This window comes from Pseudomonas sp. PD9R (assembly GCF_019200975.1).
In the GTDB taxonomy this organism is placed as follows: Bacteria; Pseudomonadota; Gammaproteobacteria; order Pseudomonadales; family Pseudomonadaceae; genus Aquipseudomonas.
The window spans coordinates 120,081-137,286 of sequence record NZ_JAHTMR010000010.1 but is presented as its reverse complement, the minus strand read 5'-3'; the positions used below and the strand labels follow the sequence as shown (position 1 = coordinate 137,286).

General features: G+C 58.7%; 16 protein-coding genes. 9 read left to right on the top strand and 7 right to left on the bottom strand.

The features are described 5' to 3' along the window. Window positions 1–71: 71 nt before the first annotated feature. Window positions 72–1,355 (bottom strand): HAMP domain-containing sensor histidine kinase, encoded by a 1,284-nt coding sequence (locus KUF73_RS19765; RefSeq protein ID WP_218439732.1) that lies wholly within the window; start codon window positions 1,353–1,355, stop codon window positions 72–74. Further along, window positions 1,345–2,028 (bottom strand): two-component system response regulator ColR, encoded by a 684-nt coding sequence (colR, locus tag KUF73_RS19760; RefSeq protein ID WP_008155536.1) that lies wholly within the window; start codon window positions 2,026–2,028, stop codon window positions 1,345–1,347. Before colR ends, KUF73_RS19765 begins: the two co-directional genes overlap by 11 nt. 201 nt (window positions 2,029–2,229) lie before the next feature. On the opposite strand from colR, the gene KUF73_RS19755 reads away from it, so the two are divergent. Next, entirely contained in the window at window positions 2,230–4,179 is a 1,950-nt protein-coding gene (locus KUF73_RS19755; RefSeq protein WP_218439731.1) for an LTA synthase family protein, read from the top strand. Window positions 4,180–4,233: 54 nt separating this feature from the next. Continuing rightward, on the top strand, window positions 4,234–4,977 hold the full coding sequence (locus KUF73_RS19750; RefSeq protein ID WP_218439730.1) for a phosphatase PAP2 family protein: 744 nt from the start codon (window positions 4,234–4,236) through the stop codon (window positions 4,975–4,977). A gap of 171 nt (window positions 4,978–5,148) precedes the next feature. Here the strand turns inward: KUF73_RS19750 and groL are convergent, their stop codons facing one another. From groL to KUF73_RS19730, 4 genes are all read right to left on the bottom strand, one after another. Next, on the bottom strand, window positions 5,149–6,792 hold the full coding sequence (gene groL / locus KUF73_RS19745; protein WP_218439729.1) for a chaperonin GroEL: 1,644 nt from the start codon (window positions 6,790–6,792) through the stop codon (window positions 5,149–5,151). 50 nt (window positions 6,793–6,842) lie between these two features. Further along, window positions 6,843–7,136 carry a co-chaperone GroES gene (locus KUF73_RS19740; RefSeq protein ID WP_003227685.1) on the bottom strand — a complete coding sequence of 98 codons (294 nt, stop codon included), beginning with the start codon at window positions 7,134–7,136 and terminating at the stop codon, window positions 6,843–6,845. Window positions 7,137–7,385: 249 nt separating this feature from the next. Then, window positions 7,386–7,862 (bottom strand): FxsA family protein, encoded by a 477-nt coding sequence (locus tag KUF73_RS19735; RefSeq protein ID WP_218439728.1) that lies wholly within the window; start codon window positions 7,860–7,862, stop codon window positions 7,386–7,388. 66 nt (window positions 7,863–7,928) lie between these two features. Beyond that, window positions 7,929–8,660 carry a HugZ family protein gene (locus tag KUF73_RS19730; protein WP_218439727.1) on the bottom strand — a complete coding sequence of 244 codons (732 nt, stop codon included), beginning with the start codon at window positions 8,658–8,660 and terminating at the stop codon, window positions 7,929–7,931. 161 nt (window positions 8,661–8,821) lie between these two features. Between KUF73_RS19730 and KUF73_RS19725 the strand changes: the two genes are divergently transcribed. Then, window positions 8,822–9,580, top strand: a complete 759-nt coding sequence (locus KUF73_RS19725; RefSeq protein WP_218439726.1) for an SDR family oxidoreductase — start codon at window positions 8,822–8,824, stop codon at window positions 9,578–9,580. An 89-nt stretch (window positions 9,581–9,669) separates the two neighbouring features. On the opposite strand, the gene apbC is transcribed toward KUF73_RS19725, so the two are convergent. Further along, window positions 9,670–10,764: an iron-sulfur cluster carrier protein ApbC gene (gene apbC / locus KUF73_RS19720; RefSeq protein WP_218439725.1), complete on the bottom strand. Its 1,095-nt coding sequence runs from the start codon at window positions 10,762–10,764 to the stop codon at window positions 9,670–9,672. A gap of 256 nt (window positions 10,765–11,020) precedes the next feature. On the opposite strand from apbC, the gene metG reads away from it, so the two are divergent. The 6 genes from metG to KUF73_RS19690 all read left to right on the top strand — a co-directional run bounded on the left by metG (window position 11,021) and on the right by KUF73_RS19690 (window position 17,202). Then, window positions 11,021–13,072 carry a methionine--tRNA ligase gene (metG, locus tag KUF73_RS19715; RefSeq protein ID WP_218439724.1) on the top strand — a complete coding sequence of 684 codons (2,052 nt, stop codon included), beginning with the start codon at window positions 11,021–11,023 and terminating at the stop codon, window positions 13,070–13,072. Between the two features lie 188 nt (window positions 13,073–13,260). Then, window positions 13,261–13,830, top strand: coding sequence for an electron transport complex protein RnfA (locus tag KUF73_RS19710; protein WP_218439723.1), 570 nt, complete (start codon window positions 13,261–13,263; stop codon window positions 13,828–13,830). Continuing rightward, window positions 13,827–15,041 (top strand): electron transport complex subunit RsxB, encoded by a 1,215-nt coding sequence (rsxB, locus tag KUF73_RS19705; RefSeq protein ID WP_218439722.1) that lies wholly within the window; start codon window positions 13,827–13,829, stop codon window positions 15,039–15,041. Before KUF73_RS19710 ends, rsxB begins: the two co-directional genes overlap by 4 nt. Continuing rightward, window positions 15,028–16,014 carry an RnfABCDGE type electron transport complex subunit D gene (locus KUF73_RS19700; protein ID WP_218439721.1) on the top strand — a complete coding sequence of 329 codons (987 nt, stop codon included), beginning with the start codon at window positions 15,028–15,030 and terminating at the stop codon, window positions 16,012–16,014. The genes rsxB and KUF73_RS19700 overlap by 14 nt, the downstream gene beginning before the upstream one ends. Beyond that, a complete protein-coding gene (locus KUF73_RS19695; protein WP_218439720.1) occupies window positions 16,011–16,622 on the top strand; it encodes an RnfABCDGE type electron transport complex subunit G in 612 nt (203 codons plus the stop codon). The genes KUF73_RS19700 and KUF73_RS19695 overlap by 4 nt, the downstream gene beginning before the upstream one ends. After that, window positions 16,615–17,202 (top strand): Rnf-Nqr domain containing protein, encoded by a 588-nt coding sequence (locus KUF73_RS19690; protein WP_218439719.1) that lies wholly within the window; start codon window positions 16,615–16,617, stop codon window positions 17,200–17,202. Before KUF73_RS19695 ends, KUF73_RS19690 begins: the two co-directional genes overlap by 8 nt. The last annotated feature ends 4 nt before the right edge of the window (window positions 17,203–17,206 follow it).

The window sequence follows — 17,206 nt, the reverse complement described above, 5'->3', positions numbered from 1 at the left end:
TGTGAAAAATTCGTTAAGAAAAACCCCGAATTATTTCGAGGTTTTTCAAGCCGCGACGGATCACTGGTTGATCAGCTCACATGCGCTAAATGCAGTTTCACTACAAAACGACAGCCATTGGGTTCCATGGTTGTCAGGCTGACGCTCCAGCCCTGGTTTTCACAAATACGCTGCACTAACGATAGCCCAAGCCCCAGGCCCTCACCGCGTTTCTCGGTGCCTCGCACAAAAGGCTCGAACATCGCTTCGCGCTTCTCCTCGGGAATGCCCACGCCGCTGTCCTCAACCATGAAACCGTCGGTCGTCACGGTCAAACGGATGAAGCCACGCTCTGTGTAATGCAGGGCGTTACGCAGCAGGTTACCCATGACGGCATGCAGGAGCGTCGCGTTATAAAAGGTGTTCTGCTGATGACCCGGCTCGAAGATCAGCCTGAGCCCTTTTGTCTCGATCGGCTCACGCCACAGATTGAGCAGCCCGTCTGCCACCTGATTCACCGATTGTTGTGGCGACATACTGGCGTCTTCGCGTTGAGCGCGGGCCAGCATCAGGAAGGTCTGTACCAGTTCGCGCATCTCTTCGCACGCGCGAGCAATTCGCTCGACCTGAGCGCGGCCGCGCTGATCGAGGGCGGGGTTTTCCAACAACAACTCGCAGGAACTGGCCAGCACCATCAAAGGCGTGCGCAGTTCATGGCTGACGTCGCTGGTGAACAGTCGCTCCCGGCTCAACGCCTGACGCAGACGTCCGAGCGTGGCGTCAAAGGCCACAGCCAACTCACCCACTTCATCGGCGGCATAGTCCGGTGCCAACGGCGGCGCCAGGCCCAGCAACTGGTCACGATGGCGTACCTGACGGGCCAGCCGCACCACCGGCGCCATCACCTTGCGCGCCAGCACCCAGCCGAGGAAAACCGCCAGCGCCAGGCTGAGCACGAAACCCACCAGCACCACGGCAAACAGCACCCGTTCGCGCTCTTCGAAATCGCTCTGATCCTGCAACAATACGTAGTGTCGACCGTCGACGATTTCGACCATCGCGTGGTACGACAGATTTTCGCGGAATACTTCGTGAAAACCCGTGTCCAGGTGCCGAAGATCCTTGGGCAGTTCAAAGTCACCTTGCCCGCCACTGAAATAGAACAACTGGTCCGGCTCAGGGCGATGACTCCAGTCCGAGACGGTGTCCATCAGCAACAGACGCTGCAAGTCGCCGCCCAGACCTGCCGAAATCAATTTTTCTTCCACCAGGTGCACGGTGGCGACGATGCCCATGGCGAAGGCACCCGCTACCAATGCGCTCATTAGCGCGAAGGCGATGATGATCCGTTGAGCCAGGCTCTGTTTAAACTCCATCACGGCCCTCGGCCAGGCGGTAACCCACACCGTGCACGGTTTGCAGCAACGGTTTGGCAAACGGCTTGTCGATCACCTGACGTAATTGGTGAACGTGGCTGCGCAGGCTGTCACTGTCAGGGCAATCATCGCCCCACAACGCTTCTTCGAGAATTTCGCGGCGCAGCACATGCGGGCTTTTCTGCATCAGCACCGCGAGCAGCTTCAGGCCGACCGGGTTGAGCTTGAGCAAGCGACCTTCGCGGGTGACTTCAAGGGTATCGAGGTCGTAATTCAAGTCACCGACTTGCAAGGTGCGGCGACCGCCACCCTGGGTACGGCGCATTACCGCCTCGATGCGCGCGGCCAGTTCAGACAAGGCAAAAGGCTTGATCAGGTAGTCATCGGCACCGGATTTGAAGCCTTGCAGCCGGTCATCCAGTTGATCGCGAGCCGTGAGCATGATCACCGGTGTGTCACGGCGAGCGTCTTCACGCAGGCGCTTGCACAGGGTGTAACCGTCGATGCCGGGCAACATGATGTCCAGCACGATCAAGTCGTAGTGTTCAGTGGCCGCCAGGTGCAGGCCCGACAAACCGTCCTGCGCACAATCCACGGTATAGCCCTTGAGCCCCAGGTAATCAGCCAGATTGGCCAGGATATCGCGGTTGTCTTCAACCAATAGAATTCGCATGGGCATCTCCTGCGTATACAGTAACGGCCGTCTTGGCCCGCGCAGCTTAAGGCCAAGTGTGGCTCACGGCTAGGGTTGCGGGTCGCACAATCGTTTCGCTCAATTAAAGAAGGCGAATAACGAGTTTTTCACTCTCGATTCACATGGCCGCGACAGCATTTGAAACAGAATGGACGTGGTTGCTTATAAGGAATGTTGCCAATGGATGTTTTAAAGACGGCGCCCATGCGTTTTCTACAATTGATTACCGGCACTTGGCTGGTCATTTTTTCCCTGACCCGAATGGTTCTGCTGCTGACTCACCTGGATGAGGCCGGTAGCGGTTTCCTGTCGGTTTTTGGTATCGGACTGCTCTACGACCTGGGTTTCATTGCCTATGCGGCGCTGCCCATGGGCCTTTACTTGTTGCTCTGTCCACCAGCGCTGTGGCGACGTCGTGGCCATCGTTGGTTTCTTCAGGGGCTGTTCACCGTCAGTCTGTTTGCGATGCTATTTACCTCAGTGGCCGAGTGGCTGTTCTGGGATGAGTTCGGTGTACGTTTCAACTTCATCGCCGTCGACTACCTGGTGTATTCCGACGAGGTGTTGAACAACCTGCTTGAGTCCTACCCGATTGGCACGTTACTGAGCATCCTCGCCGTGCTGGCGATAGCCTTGAGCGTCGCCTTGCGCAAGCCCTTTAATGCTGCGCTGAATGCGCCGTTGCCGCCCCTCCGCGGGCGCCTGTTGAATGCGCTGGTTCTGTTGATCGCCGCCGGCCTGAGCCTGCAATTGCTCAGCCAGGACGCGCCTCGCGCCCAAGGTGGCAACGCCTATCAAAACGAACTCGCGAGCAACGGCCCGTATCAGTTCTTCGCCGCCTTCCGCAATAACGAGCTGGATTACCCGCAGTTCTACAGCACTTTGCCGTCGCCGGTCGTTGCGCAACAGATTCGCGCCGAGTTGCAAGAGCCCAATGCTCGCTTCATTGGCGAAGACCCACAGGACATTCGTCGGAAAATCGATAACCCGGGGACGCCACGAAAACCGAACATCGTGCTGGTGACCATCGAAAGCTTCAGCGCCAAATACATGGGCAGCAACGGTGACGAACGCAATCTGACACCGAACCTCGATGCCTTGCGCAAACAAAGCCTGTACTTCAATAACTTCTACGCCACCGGCACCCGCACTGACCGTGGCCTGGAAGCCATTACCCTAGCGATCCCGCCGACGCCCGGGCGTTCGATCGTCAAACGCGTCGGTCGCGAAAGCGGTTTTGCCAGCCTCGGCCAGCAACTGAACGCCGTGGGTTATGACAGCGTGTTCGTCTACGGTGGCCGTGGTTATTTCGACAACATGAATGCCTTCTTCAGTGGCAACGGCTACCGCGTCGTGGACCAGAGCAGCGTCGATGAGGCAGAGATTCACTTCAAGAACGCCTGGGGCATGGCCGACGAAGATCTGTACAAACAAACGCTGAAGCTGGCTGATGCCGACTATGCAAAGCAGCAACCATTTCTGCTGCAACTGATGACGACCTCCAACCATCGCCCTTATACCTATCCGGACAATCGGATTGACATCAAATCCGGTAACGGGCGCGATGGCGCGGTGAAATATACCGACTATGCCATTGGTCAGTTCCTCGATCAGGCGCGTAAAAAGCCCTGGTTCGACGATACAATCTTCGTCTTTGTCGCCGACCATACGGCCGGCAGTGCGGGCAAGGAGGACTTGCCGATCAGTAACTATCAGATTCCGCTGTTCATTTATGCACCGAAGCTGATCGAAGCCCGCGAAACTGCACAGCTGGCCAGCCAGATCGACCTTGCGCCTACATTACTGGGCTTGTTGAACCTGGACTATGAGTCGACGTTTTTCGGTCGCAACCTTTTGCAGGATAATCAGCTGCCGCCGCGTGTAGTGGTTGGCAATTATCAGCATTTGGGCTTGTTCGACGGCAAGGATCTGGCGATCCTGAGTCCGCGCCAGGGGCTGCGTCGTCACGATGACGCGCTGACCGATAGTCGCGAGTCTCGGGCCGTTGCCAGTGATCCGCTGATCACCCGGGCAATTACTTATTACCAAACTGCCAGTTATGGCTTCAAGCAACAGCTGCTTGGCTGGAAGGCGCCCAAGGAGGGCACCGACCAAGTCAGCCAACATTAACCGAATGACCCCGGGCCGATGCCCCGGGGTTTTTTCTATTGTTCAGGATCCGTCATGTCATCAACCGCTGTCCGCCCCGCCTCACGCCCGATCAACTTTTGGGTGTGCCTTGGCGTTCCTGCCGTTGCGGCGATCATTCTGGTATTGCTGGAGATGACGTCTCTGGACATGGATCTGGCCAGATTGTTCTACGACCCGGCCGCTGGTGACTTCATCGGCAGACACAGCTACTTCCTGGAAAACATCCTGCACGACCGCGCCAAACAAGTGGTCATCGCGTTTTCGGTGTTCGCCATCGTCGGTTTTATCGCCTCGTTCTTCATGGCCAGGCTCAAACCGTACAAACGGGAATTGGGCTGCCTGGTGCTTTCGCTGGGTCTGGCGACATCCTTTGTCACGCCCATGAAAGCAGTGACCGCGGTGCAATGCCCTTGGAGCCTTGAACAGTTCGGCGGCCACGAAACCTACAGCGAATTGTTGAGCCCTCGCCCGCCTACCGATAAACCTGGCCGTTGCTGGCCCGGCGGCCATGCGGCGACTGGCTTCACACTGTTTGCATTGTTCTTTGTATTACGCGACCGCCGTCCGCGCATGGCACGCGCAGCGTTCGCCTTCGCCTTCGCTCTGGGCACGGTGTTTTCCATCGGCCGGATGATGCAGGGTGCGCACTTTTTCTCGCACAACGTCTGGACGGCGATTTTCTGCTGGCTGATTTGTTTGGGCTCGTATTACTGGATTCTGTATCGCCCGGTGGGTAAGCCTGAGCGAGTAGGCAAGGCTGAACCGATCGGCGCCTGAATAGGCGTCTTCGCGGGCAAGTCCGCTCCCACAGGGATTGCGCTGAACCTGTGGCAGCGTGGCTTGCCCGCGATGGCTGCGACTCGGTCTTTCGACTTACCAAATGGAAGACAATAAAAAACCCCGCCTGCTTTCGCAGGCGGGGTTTTTTCTTACGGGGGTAAGGCTGGCTTACATCATGCCGCCCATGCCGCCCATACCGCCCATGTCTGGCATGCCACCACCAGCGCCATCTTTCTTCGGTGCATCAGCAATCGCAGCTTCGGTGGTCAGGATCAGACCGCCGATCGACGATGCAGCTTGCAGAGCGGAACGGGTGACCTTGGTTGGATCCAGGATACCCATTTCGATCATGTCGCCGTATTCGCCAGTCGCAGCGTTGTAACCGAAGTTACCTTTGCCGTTCTTGACTTCGTTAACCACAACGCTTGGCTCGTCACCGCTGTTGGCAGCGATCTGACGCATCGGTGCTTCAACAGCGCGACGCAGAACAGCGATACCCACGTCCTGGTCAGCGTTGTCGCCTTTCAGGTCCAGGATAGCTTCCAGAGCACGGATCAGCGCTACGCCACCGCCAGGTACCACGCCTTCTTCAACGGCTGCGCGGGTTGCGTGCAGGGCGTCTTCAACGCGGGCTTTCTTCTCTTTCATTTCTACTTCGGAACCAGCGCCAACCTTGATCACTGCAACGCCGCCGGACAGCTTGGCCAGACGCTCTTGCAGTTTTTCACGGTCGTAGTCCGAGGAAGTTTCGACAACCTGTGCACGGATCTGAGCGATACGCGCCTGGATGTCGCCCTCTACGCCAGCACCGTCAACGATGATGGTGTTTTCCTTGGAAATGGTCACGCGCTTGGCGCTACCCAGGTTTTCCAGGGTGGCGCTTTCCAGGCTCAGGCCGATTTCTTCGGAGATAACGGTACCGCCGGTCAGAACAGCGATGTCCTGCAGCATGGCCTTGCGACGGTCGCCGAAGCCTGGAGCCTTGACGGCTGCAACCTTGACGATGCCACGCATGTTGTTCACTACCAGAGTCGCCAGGGCTTCGCCTTCAACGTCTTCCGATACGATCAGCAGTGGGCGGCCGGCTTTGGCAACGGCTTCCAGCACTGGCAGCATTTCACGGATGTTCGAAATCTTTTTGTCGACCAGCAGGATCAGCGGGCTGTCCAGCTCGGCAACCATGGTTTCCGGCTTGTTGACGAAGTACGGAGACAGGTAGCCACGGTCAAACTGCATGCCTTCTACAACCGACAGTTCGTTTTCCAGGCCAGTGCCTTCTTCAACGGTGATCACGCCTTCTTTACCGACTTTTTCCATGGCTTCGGCAATGATGTCGCCGATGGAGGTGTCGGAGTTGGCGGAGATGGTGCCTACCTGAGCGATAGCCTTGGTGTCAGCGCATGGCTTGGACAGGTTTTTCAGCTCTTTGACAATGGCAATGGTCGCCTTGTCGATGCCGCGCTTCAGGTCCATCGGGTTCATGCCGGCAGCGACGGCTTTCAGGCCTTCGTTGACGATCGATTGAGCCAGAACGGTAGCGGTGGTGGTGCCGTCGCCTGCGTCATCGTTGGCACGGGAGGCAACGTCTTTGACCAGCTGCGCGCCCATGTTTTCGAAACGGTCTTCCAGTTCGATTTCTTTGGCTACGGAAACGCCGTCCTTGGTGATGGTCGGAGCGCCGAAGCTCTTCTCGATGATCACGTTACGGCCTTTCGGGCCCAGGGTTGCTTTTACTGCGTCAGCCAGGACGTTTACACCGGTGAGCATCTTCTTGCGGGCGGAGTCGCCGAATTTAACTTCTTTAGCAGCCATGATCGATATTCCTTAAATACTTTGTAGTAACGGGAAAATGAGCGGGGAAATCAGCCTTCCAGTACAGCGAGAATCTCGTTCTCAGCCATTACCAGCAGGTCTTCGCCGTCGACTTTCACAGTGTTGCTGCCGGAGTAAGGACCGAACACGACCTTGTCACCGACCTTAACGGCCAGCGCACGTACTTCACCGTTTTCCAGAGTCTTGCCTGGGCCTGCAGCGACGATCACACCGTGGTTGGCTTTTTCAGCAGCCGAACCTGGCAGGACGATACCGCCAGCGGTTTTCTTTTCTTCTTCGCTGCGACGGATGACGACGCGGTCATGCAGAGGACGAAGCTTCATTGTCGATCTCTCCTAATTGTGGTTTTCATCGGCCGGTGTAATCCCGGCGGGTTTAACAAAGTCCGGCGGAGCCGGGTGCGGTTCGTCAAGCGAACCGCGGAAGTCTGTCTGGCGTGATCGCCAGAAACCTTGCGGTGACCGTTACATAAGGGCGCATAAGCTTATTACAAGGGCGGGGGTCGAAAAATTTTCATCTCGATGCCCCGCAAACGAACACGGCACCCGAAGGTGCCGTGCAGTCATGCGGTGTTACTTGGTGTCGCGGTGTTCGAATTCGCCTTCGATCACGTTGGGCTCGCGACCCAGAGGCTCACGTGGCGCAGGGCCTCCACGGGCTTGCAGGTCATCGGCGAACGCACGCTGGCGAATCGCTTGTTCCTCGGCGCGCTGACGCATTTTATTGGCCAGCAGACGGCGGGAGATCGGCAGCAACATGATCAGGCCGATCACGTCACTGATGAAACCCGGGAGGATCAACAGGCCTCCAGCCAATGCCAGCATCAGCCCTTCGAGCATGGTCTGCGCGGGCAACTCGCCGCGGTTCAGGCTCTCACGGGCACGCAATGCCGTGGCCAGACCGGCGACGCGCAGCACGAACACACCGAACATCGAGCCGAGAATAATCAGCAGCAGGGCCGGGAAAAACCCGATGGCCCCGGCTACCTTGACGAATACGAACAGCTCCAACACCGGAAACAGCAGAAAGAGCAATAAAAAAGGGCGCATCAAATGGTTCCTCAACGCAAGAATGCCTTGCCAGTCTTCCCTAGATGACGTCGCCATTGCGTGAATTCAAGCGTCAGCCACTTCATTTTTCGGCCAATGCTCCGCGTGAGCCAGGAAAACCAAGGCTTCCCGAACTTGTGTCGGCGTATTACACGGCGTTGGAAACGGCAACCAGTAAAGCCCTTGGCCGATGCGCAGGTGCATGCCTTCGGTATCGATACCGACCAACTGTGCCGGCTCGCTTTGCGGCAGCCCTGCCAGTTCGACGTAATGGGCGATGGCCTTGGCGTGATCGGCATTCATGTGCTCAACCATGCTCACTTCGGCTTTGCCCGCGAAAAGGTTAGCCAGGACCAGGTCGTTGACCCAGTGGATGGCACCAAAACCGCCGATGTAACGGTGACGCACCGGCTGCAGTACCCAGAAATCAAAATCGTGGGCCTTGTGATAGTTCTGCGAATCGGGGAAATAGCGGTAGTAGCGCTCGGCGGCGGCTTCAATGGCGGCCTCGTCCTCGATCAATTGCGCTTCGGCGAGGTACGTCAGGCGACCGACGGCCTGCACGTCTTCGGCCTCACGCTCGCCGACGAGCAGTGAGCATTTCGGATCTTTTTGCAGATTGTGGGTGTGCTGGGCAATGCGGCTGATCAGGATCAGCGGCCTGCCCTGCCCGTCCAGGCAGTACGGAACCACCGAGCCAAAGGGGAAACCGGGCATCGCCTTGGAGTGTGTCGAAAGCACTCCACGGTATTCCTTGAGAAGCAATTCTCGGGCATTCTTGGCCGCTTCAACGCTCAATTTATGACTCCTTATATAGAATCCGTCAGAAAAACGGACGGGCAACTGATAAGTGTTTCAGTTCGCCATCGGGCAATTCTCATGTGCAGCCAAGCCACGTAAGGCGCAGATCGAGAGGCGCTCTACAAGGAACAACTCAGATCTGCTACCGGGGCATGCGAATGCAACTCACTGACAAAGTAATCATTATCACTGGCGGTTGCCAGGGTTTAGGCCGTTCCATGGCCGAGTATTTCGCCGGCAAGGGCGCGAAGCTGGCACTGGTGGACCTGAACCAGGAAAAGCTCGACGACGCCGTGGCTGCCTGCAAGTCCAAGGGTGTCGAAGCCCGCGCCTACCTGTGCAATGTCGCCAATGAAGAGCAGGTGACGCACATGGTTGCCCGGGTCGCCGAAGACTTCGGTGCGATCCACGGCCTGATCAACAACGCCGGCATCTTGCGCGACGGCCTGTTGCTCAAGGTCAAGGACGGCGAAATGACCAAGATGAGTCTGGCTCAGTGGCAGGCGGTCATCGACGTCAACCTGACCGGTGTGTTCCTGTGCACCCGTGAAGTCGCGGCGAAAATGGTCGAGCTGAACAACAGCGGTGCAATCATTAATATCTCGTCGATTTCTCGCGCCGGCAACGTCGGTCAGACCAACTACTCCGCCGCCAAGGCCGGTGTCGCCGCCGCGACGGTGACCTGGGCCAAGGAACTGGCGCGCTACGGCATTCGTGTGGCCGGCATTGCACCGGGCTTTATCGAAACCGAAATGACCCTGGGCATGAAGCCGGAAGCACTGGAGAAGATGACTTCGGGCATTCCGCTCAAGCGCATGGGCAAGCCTGAGGAAATCGCCCATTCGGCGGCGTACATTTTCGAGAACGACTACTACACCGGCCGGATTCTGGAAATGGATGGCGGGTTGCGGATCTAAACCCAGATCAAAAGATCGCAGCCTGCGGCAGCTACATGGACCTTTGCAGGAGCTGCCGCAGGCTGCGATCTTTTAATAGGCTGCGCCGATCAATCGTCGCTGACGGTGATATTCGGCATCGCCGGCGTAGCAGCTTCCTGCAACACGATCCGTGCGCCGACATGGCGCGCCAGTTCCTGGTAGACCAGCGCAATCGGGCTGTCCGGCTCGGCGATCACCGTTGGCTTGCCGCCATCGGCCTGTTCGCGGATAGCCATCGCCAGTGGCAACGAAGCCAGCAACTCAACGCCATACTGGTTGGCCAGTTTTACCCCACCGCCCTCACCGAACAGATGCTCGGCATGCCCGCAGTTGGAGCAGATGTGCACGGCCATGTTCTCCACGACGCCCAACACCGGAATGTTGACCTTGCGGAACATTTCCACGCCCTTGCGCGCATCCAGCAACGCCAGGTCTTGTGGCGTAGTGACGATTACCGCGCCGGCCACCGGGACTTTCTGTGCCAGGGTCAGCTGGATATCACCGGTGCCTGGCGGCATGTCGATGACCAGGTAATCCAGATCGCCCCAGGCAGTCTGGGTCACCAGTTGCAGCAAGGCGCCGGAGACCATCGGCCCGCGCCAGACCATCGGCGTGTTGTCGTCAGTCAGGAATGCCATGGACATCACTTCGACGCCATGGGACTGGATCGGCACGAACCACTTCTGTTCCTTGACCTGTGGGCGAGTGCCTTCAGGGATGCCGAACATGATGCCTTGGCTCGGACCGTAAATGTCCGCATCCAGAATCCCTACCTTGGCGCCTTCGCGGGCCAGGGCCAATGCCAGGTTGGCAGCGGTGGTGGACTTACCCACGCCACCCTTGCCGGACGCCACGGCCACCACGTTCTTGACGTTGGCCAGGCCAGGAATCTGTGCCTGAGCCTTGTGCGCGGCAATTACGCTGGTGATCTCGACGCGGGCACTTGCTACGCCATCCAACCCCTGAATGGCCATTTCCAGCATCTGCGCCCAGCCACTCTTGAACAGACCGGCGGCATAACCCAATTCAAGTTGGACGCTGACGCGATCACCCTGCACATCGATGCTGCGCACGCACCCGGCGCTGACCGGGTCCTGGTTCAGGTAAGGGTCGGTGTATTGGCGAAGGACGGCTTCCACCGCTGCGCGATTGACGGCGCTCATGGGCAACTCCGATAACAAGACTGGAAAATCAGGCGGGTATCGTACCTGTTCTGATCGTTTGGCGGGATGCCCTTAAAAGATCGCAGCCTTCGGCAGCTCCTACATGTCCGGCTCTACTCCTGTAGGCACTGCCGAAGGCTGCGATCTTTTGATGGTTTACCCTGTAACTCACCCAATGAAACAGGCCCATGGGGTGAAAAATATGCGCCGGCGCTTTATAGTGGCCGACCTCCGTTTCATCAAGTAGCCGAGCCCCATGTCCGAGCCACGCAAGATCCTCGTCACCAGCGCCCTGCCCTATGCCAATGGTTCGATCCATCTTGGCCACATGCTGGAATATATCCAGACCGATATGTGGGTGCGCTTCCAGAAGCACCGCGGCAACCAATGCATTTATGTCTGCGCCGACGACGCCCACGGTTCGGCAATCATGCTGCGCGCGGAAAAAGAAGGCATCACCCCGGAACAACTGATCGCCAATGTCCAGGCTGAACACAGCGCCGACTTTGCCGAGTTCCTGGTGGACTTCGACAACTTCCACTCCACTCACGCCGAAGAAAACCGTGAGCTGTCGAACCAGATCTACCTGAAGCTGCGCGACGCCGGGCACATCGCCCAGCGCTCGATCACTCAGTACTTCGACCCGGAAAAGAAAATGTTCCTGGCCGACCGCTTCATCAAGGGCACCTGCCCGAAATGCGGCACTGAAGACCAGTACGGCGACAACTGCGAAAAATGCGGTGCGACCTATGCGCCGACCGATTTGAAAGATCCGAAGTCGGCGATTTCCGGCGCCACCCCGGTGCTCAAGGATTCCCAGCACTTCTTCTTCAAGTTGCCGGACTTCCAGGCAATGCTGCAAACCTGGACCCGCAGCGGCACCCTGCAAGACGCTGTCGCCAACAAAATCGCCGAATGGCTGGATGCCGGCCTGCAACAGTGGGACATCTCCCGCGATGCGCCGTACTTCGGTTTTGAAATTCCCGACGAGCCAGGCAAATACTTCTACGTCTGGCTCGATGCGCCGATCGGCTACATGGCGAGCTTCAAGAACCTCTGTGACCGTACGCCGGAGCTGGATTTCGACGCGTTCTGGAACAAGGACTCCACCGCCGAGCTGTACCATTTCATCGGCAAGGACATTGTCAATTTCCACGCCCTGTTCTGGCCGGCGATGCTCGAAGGTGCGGGCTACCGCAAGCCAACCGGCATCAACGTGCACGGCTACCTGACCGTCAACGGTCAGAAAATGTCCAAGTCCCGCGGCACGTTTATCAAGGCCCGGACCTACCTGGATCACCTGTCGCCGGAATACCTGCGTTACTACTACGCGGCCAAGCTGAGCCGTGGCGTCGATGACCTGGACCTGAACCTCGAAGATTTCGTGCAGAAGGTCAACTCCGACCTGGTCGGTAAAGTCGTCAACATCGCCAGCCGTTGCGCCGGTTTTATCCACAAGGGCAATGCCGGCCTGATGGTCGACACCAATGCCGCGCCGGAACTGACCGAAGCCTTCCTGGCCGCCGCGCCAGGCATCGCCGACGCCTATGAAGCCCGCGACTTTGCCCGCGCCATGCGCGAGATCATGGGTCTGGCCGACCGCGCCAATGCCTGGATCGCCGACAAGGCGCCATGGTCGCTGAACAAACAGGAAGGCAAGCAGGATGAAGTCCAGGCCATCTGCGCCACCGGGGTCAATCTGTTCCGCCAACTGGTGATCTTCCTCAAACCAGTACTGCCGCTGCTGGCCGCCGACGCCGAGGCGTTCCTCAATGTCGCGCCACTGACCTGGAACGACCACGCGATCTGGCTCGCCAACCATCAGCTGAATGAGTTCAAGCCGCTGATGACCCGTATCGATCCAGTCAAAGTGCAAGCCATGACCGACGCTTCGAAAGAAGACCTGACCGCCAGCCAGACCGACACCGGCGAAGCCGCACCAGCCGGTAACGGCGAACTGGCCAAGGACCCGCTGTCACCGGAAATCGAGTTCGATGCCTTTGCCGCTGTCGACCTGCGCGTTGCCCTGATTCTCAAGGCTGAGCATGTGGAAGGCGCCGACAAGCTGCTGCGCCTGACACTGGATATCGGTGACGAACAACGCAACGTGTTCTCCGGGATCAAGAGCGCGTATCCGGACCCGTCCAAGCTCAATGGTCGGTTGACCATGATGATCGCCAACCTCAAGCCACGGAAAATGAAATTCGGCATTTCCGAAGGCATGGTGATGGCGGCCGGTCCTGGCGGCGAAGAAATCTACCTGCTCAGCCCTGACAGCGGCGCCAAGCCTGGTCAACGGATCAAGTAAGGTACTGCGGCAAACCGATCCCACAGTCGTGCCTGGCGCGACTGTGGGATTTTCATGTCTGGCCCATAATATTGTAGGAGCTGGCGCAGGCTGCGATCTTTTGATCTTGAAAAACAACGTCAAAAGATCGCAGCCTTCGGCAGCTCCTACAGAACGATTCAGCAGCCAGCGACGCTGTGTGGATGCTTATGACCGAAGTGCTAGTTACGCTAATCAGCACCGCTCTGCTCAACAACCTCGTGTTGCATTGGCCGCTGGGCGTCGATCCGCTATTGGCCAGCGAACGCAGGCAGGTGCATGCGCTGGGTATCGCGACAACCAGCCTGATGCTGATCGTCGGCCTGCTCGGCTACGCGTTCTATCACTGGTTGTTGATCCCGCTGGAAATGACGTCGTTGCGCCTGTTTGTATTTTTGCCACTGAGCGTGCTGCTCATCAGCCCGCTGCTGACGGTGCTGTCTCGGGTTTTTTCGGCGCTGTCGCTTGAAGGGCTTTGGCCACTTTTATTGGGCAATGCCGGCGTTCTCGGCGTAGCCCTGCTCAACGTCCAGGATGACAAAGGACTGTTTCATGCCGCCGCCTTGAGCCTGGGTGCCGGGCTGGGTTTCTGGCTGGTGCTGAGTCTGTTCCAGGACTTGCGCCAGCGCACACTTGATAACGATGTTCCCCTGCCCTTTCGCGGTTTGCCGATCGACCTGATCGGTGCCGGTTTGATCGCAGTGGCCTTTCTCGGATTCAGCGGACTGATCAAAACATGAGTCTGATTCAACGCATCGATGCGCTCCTGCCGCAAACCCAATGCGGCAAGTGCGGCCATCCAGGATGCAAGCCCTACGCCGAAGGCATCGCCAATGGTGAGCCCATTAACAAGTGCCCGCCGGGTGGCCGCGAAACCATCAGTGCGCTGGCCGACCTGCTGAATGTGCCGGTGCTGGAGCTGGATATCAGCCGTGGTTCGGCCCCGGCGCAAATTGCCTATATCCGCGAGGCCGAATGCATCGGTTGCACCAAATGCATCCAGGCCTGCCCCGTCGACGCCATCGTCGGCGCGGCCAAACTGATGCACACGGTGATCATCGACGAATGCACCGGCTGCGACCTCTGCGTGGCCCCATGCCCGGTGGACTGCATCGAAATGCGCCCGTTACCGGCGGCCACGGTGCTGCCGATTGTCGGTGGCCTGGCGTTCAGCCTTGAAGAACAACAATCCCGCGCCGCCAAACGCAATCATGCACGGCAACGCTTCGAGCAGCGCAACGCTCGATTGCAACGAGAAGAAGCGCAAAAAGCCGCCGAACGCCAGGCCCGGGCGCAACGTGTCGCTCAGCCAAGCGAGGTGACGCTTGACCCGGTACAGGCCGCCCTTGAACGCGTCCGTGCACAGAAGGCCGCCACTGCCGATGCGGCGTTGAAAAAAGCCAAGATCGATCTGGCGATGAGCCGGGCGCAACTGAACAAATCGCTCAAGGCCTTCGGCCATCCGCCGACCTTTGAACAGCAAACGCAACTGATCGTCCTGCAACAGCAGTTCGAAGCCGCCGAGCACGCGTTGGCGCAGTTGGAAAATGCTGCACCGCCCGCACCAGCGCCCGTGGCAGCTCCAGCGAAGGATGCCGAGCTGAAACGGGCGAAGATCCAGTTGGCCATGCGCCGCGCCGAACTGAAAAAAGCCCAGGCCAGCGAAACTTCCGCGGAACAAATCGAGGCACTGGAGCGTGCTCTCAGCGAGGCTGAGCAAGCCTTGCATGCCGCCGAAGCAGTCAGTGAGCAACCCGTGCCGCCGTTGGCGCGTGTCGAAAAGCGCGCCATCGACCACCAGCTTCGACAACTGAAGACGGAACTGGCCTACGCCCGGGCCGACGTAAGCAAACTCGAACGTCGCGCCGACGCCCCCGTCGAACTGATCGACAAGGCTCGCGCTCGCCTGCAGGAAGCCGAGCGTCAGGTGGATGCCTATGTCGCCCCTTGAATCGGTCGACGAACGCCTTCAGCAGGCCATGAAGCTGGTGCTACTGGCCACGCTGCCGGGGATGCTGGCGTTGTTCTGGTTTTACGGCTGGGGAATCTTGATCAACCTGATCCTGTCTGGCGTGAGCGCTTTGGCCGTTGAAGCGGCCGTGCTGCAGTTGCGCAAGCGACCACTCAAGCCAACATTGAGTGACGGCAGCGCACTGGTCAGCGCCACGTTGCTGGCGCTGGCCCTGCCGCCGTACTGCCCTTGGTGGCTGACCGTCAGCGCCGCCGCTCTCGCGATGCTGTTCGGCAAACATTTGTATGGTGGCGTTGGCAAGAATCCATTCAACCCGGCGATGCTCGGCTTCGCCTTGGTACTGGTGACGTTTCCGCAGCAGATGACCCACTGGCCGTCGTCCCACGGCATGGACCTGGCGGGAGGTTTGCAGCAGGTCTTCGCTTTTGCTCAGTTGCCGGATGCCTGGGTCCAGGCCACGGCGCTGGACACATTGCGAATCAACAAAAGCCTGACCATGGATGAACTGTTCTCCACAAACCCGGCGTTCGGTCATTTCGGTGGTCGAGGCGTGGAATGGGTGAGTCTGGCATTTTTGGCGGGCGGTGCATTTCTGCTGCAACGCCGAGTGTTCAGCTGGCATGCGCCGGTTGGCATGCTCGGCAGCCTGTTCATTATCAGTTTGTTGTGCTGGAACGGTTCGGGTTCCGATTCCCATGGCTCCCCGCTGTTTCATCTGCTCAGCGGTGCAAGCATGCTGGGGGCATTTTTTATCGTGACAGAGCCGGTGTCCGGTGCAAAAAGCCCCGGTGCGCGACTGCTGTTCGGCATGGGTGTCGGCCTGCTGACGTATCTGATTCGCACGTGGGGCGGCTATCCGGACGGCGTGGCGTTCGCCGTGCTGTTGATGAACCTGTGTGTACCAGCGCTGGAGCGGATTATCGCGTCCAGGCAGGAGCGGTTTACTTCATGAAACGAGCGTCGAGCTTGGTGATTCTGGCGATACTGGCAGGCCTTGGCATGGGTCTGACGTATTGGGCGCAGCGCAGTAGCGCGCCGCACATAACGGGCGAACAACGCCTGATCGACAGTCGCAACCTGCTAGACCTGCTACCGCCCGACAGTTATGACAATCAGCCGCTGGAACAGCCACTCACACTGGAAAACATTACGTTGACCAATAGCACCCTGCTGGGCGGCTACAGGGCGACCAAGGCCGACAAACCCTATGCGGTGTTGCTACGCTGCCAGACCCTGGGCTATGCCGGCGCCATCGAGCTGCTGATTGCCATTGATTCCAACGGCAGGCTGGTGGGCGTCAAAACCCTCAAGCAATCGGAAACCCCCGGACTGGGTGCGCGAATCGCCGACTGGCCCAATGCCTGGCTTCAGATGTTTTCCGGCAAGTCCCGAGCCGAGCCTGGCGACAATGGCTGGGCCTTGAAAAAGGATCAGGGCCAATTCGACCAGATTGCCGGGGCCACCATCACCTCAAGAGCGGTGATCAACGCCACCCATGACGCGCTGCGCTACTTCGATGAGCACCGGCAACCGCTGCTCGGGAACCCGTCACATGAATAAGTCATCGGTTCTGCAGAACTCGCTGATGCTTGCGCCGTTGATTGGCGCTACGGGCTCACTGGTCAGCGCTGTGGGTCTGTGGCTGATGCTCATCGTCGTCGTCAGCGCATTTAGCCTGTGCATGAACGCCTTACGCCCGCGACTGCTCCCGGCGACGCACCTACTGACAAGCGTATTGCTCGCCGCCACACTGACCAGTTGCGCGCAGCTTGGCGCGCAAGTCTGGTCACTGCAATGGCATCAGCATTTGGGGATCTATTCAGGTTTGATCGCGCTGCAATGCGTCGTTTTGGAGCAGACCGGTTTTTCCCGGCGTTCCCTTCGAGATCGCACGCGCTTGTGCGTTATGTTCGGCGGGCTGATGCTGGTCATGAGCTTGTTGCGCGAACTCATCGGCAGCGGGACTCTTGGCAGCCATCTGCCCTGGATGGCTGGCGCTTCGCAAGCGGACTGGCAAGGATGGTTTCTGACCGCCGACGGCGGCTTGCGCCTGGCCACGCTGGCGCCAGGCGGCTTCATCCTGCTGGGGTTGATGATCGCCGCGTGGCAAGCCTGGCACCGACCGAAATCCTCACACTGACCGT

Coding starts and splice junctions, on each gene's coding strand:
- KUF73_RS19735 (WP_218439728.1), bottom strand. CDS start 7,862: ATGCGCCCTTTTTTATTGCTCTTTCTGCTGTTTCCGGTGTTGGAGCTG.
- KUF73_RS19765 (WP_218439732.1), bottom strand. CDS start 1,355: ATGGAGTTTAAACAGAGCCTGGCTCAACGGATCATCATCGCCTTCGCG.
- KUF73_RS19690 (WP_218439719.1), top strand. CDS start 16,615: ATGAATAAGTCATCGGTTCTGCAGAACTCGCTGATGCTTGCGCCGTTG.
- KUF73_RS19725 (WP_218439726.1), top strand. CDS start 8,822: ATGCAACTCACTGACAAAGTAATCATTATCACTGGCGGTTGCCAGGGT.
- KUF73_RS19700 (WP_218439721.1), top strand. CDS start 15,028: ATGTCGCCCCTTGAATCGGTCGACGAACGCCTTCAGCAGGCCATGAAG.
- colR (WP_008155536.1), bottom strand. CDS start 2,028: ATGCGAATTCTATTGGTTGAAGACAACCGCGATATCCTGGCCAATCTG.
- KUF73_RS19740 (WP_003227685.1), bottom strand. CDS start 7,136: ATGAAGCTTCGTCCTCTGCATGACCGCGTCGTCATCCGTCGCAGCGAA.
- groL (WP_218439729.1), bottom strand. CDS start 6,792: ATGGCTGCTAAAGAAGTTAAATTCGGCGACTCCGCCCGCAAGAAGATG.
- apbC (WP_218439725.1), bottom strand. CDS start 10,764: ATGAGCGCCGTCAATCGCGCAGCGGTGGAAGCCGTCCTTCGCCAATAC.
- metG (WP_218439724.1), top strand. CDS start 11,021: ATGTCCGAGCCACGCAAGATCCTCGTCACCAGCGCCCTGCCCTATGCC.
- KUF73_RS19750 (WP_218439730.1), top strand. CDS start 4,234: ATGTCATCAACCGCTGTCCGCCCCGCCTCACGCCCGATCAACTTTTGG.
- KUF73_RS19755 (WP_218439731.1), top strand. CDS start 2,230: ATGGATGTTTTAAAGACGGCGCCCATGCGTTTTCTACAATTGATTACC.
- KUF73_RS19695 (WP_218439720.1), top strand. CDS start 16,011: ATGAAACGAGCGTCGAGCTTGGTGATTCTGGCGATACTGGCAGGCCTT.
- rsxB (WP_218439722.1), top strand. CDS start 13,827: ATGAGTCTGATTCAACGCATCGATGCGCTCCTGCCGCAAACCCAATGC.
- KUF73_RS19710 (WP_218439723.1), top strand. CDS start 13,261: ATGACCGAAGTGCTAGTTACGCTAATCAGCACCGCTCTGCTCAACAAC.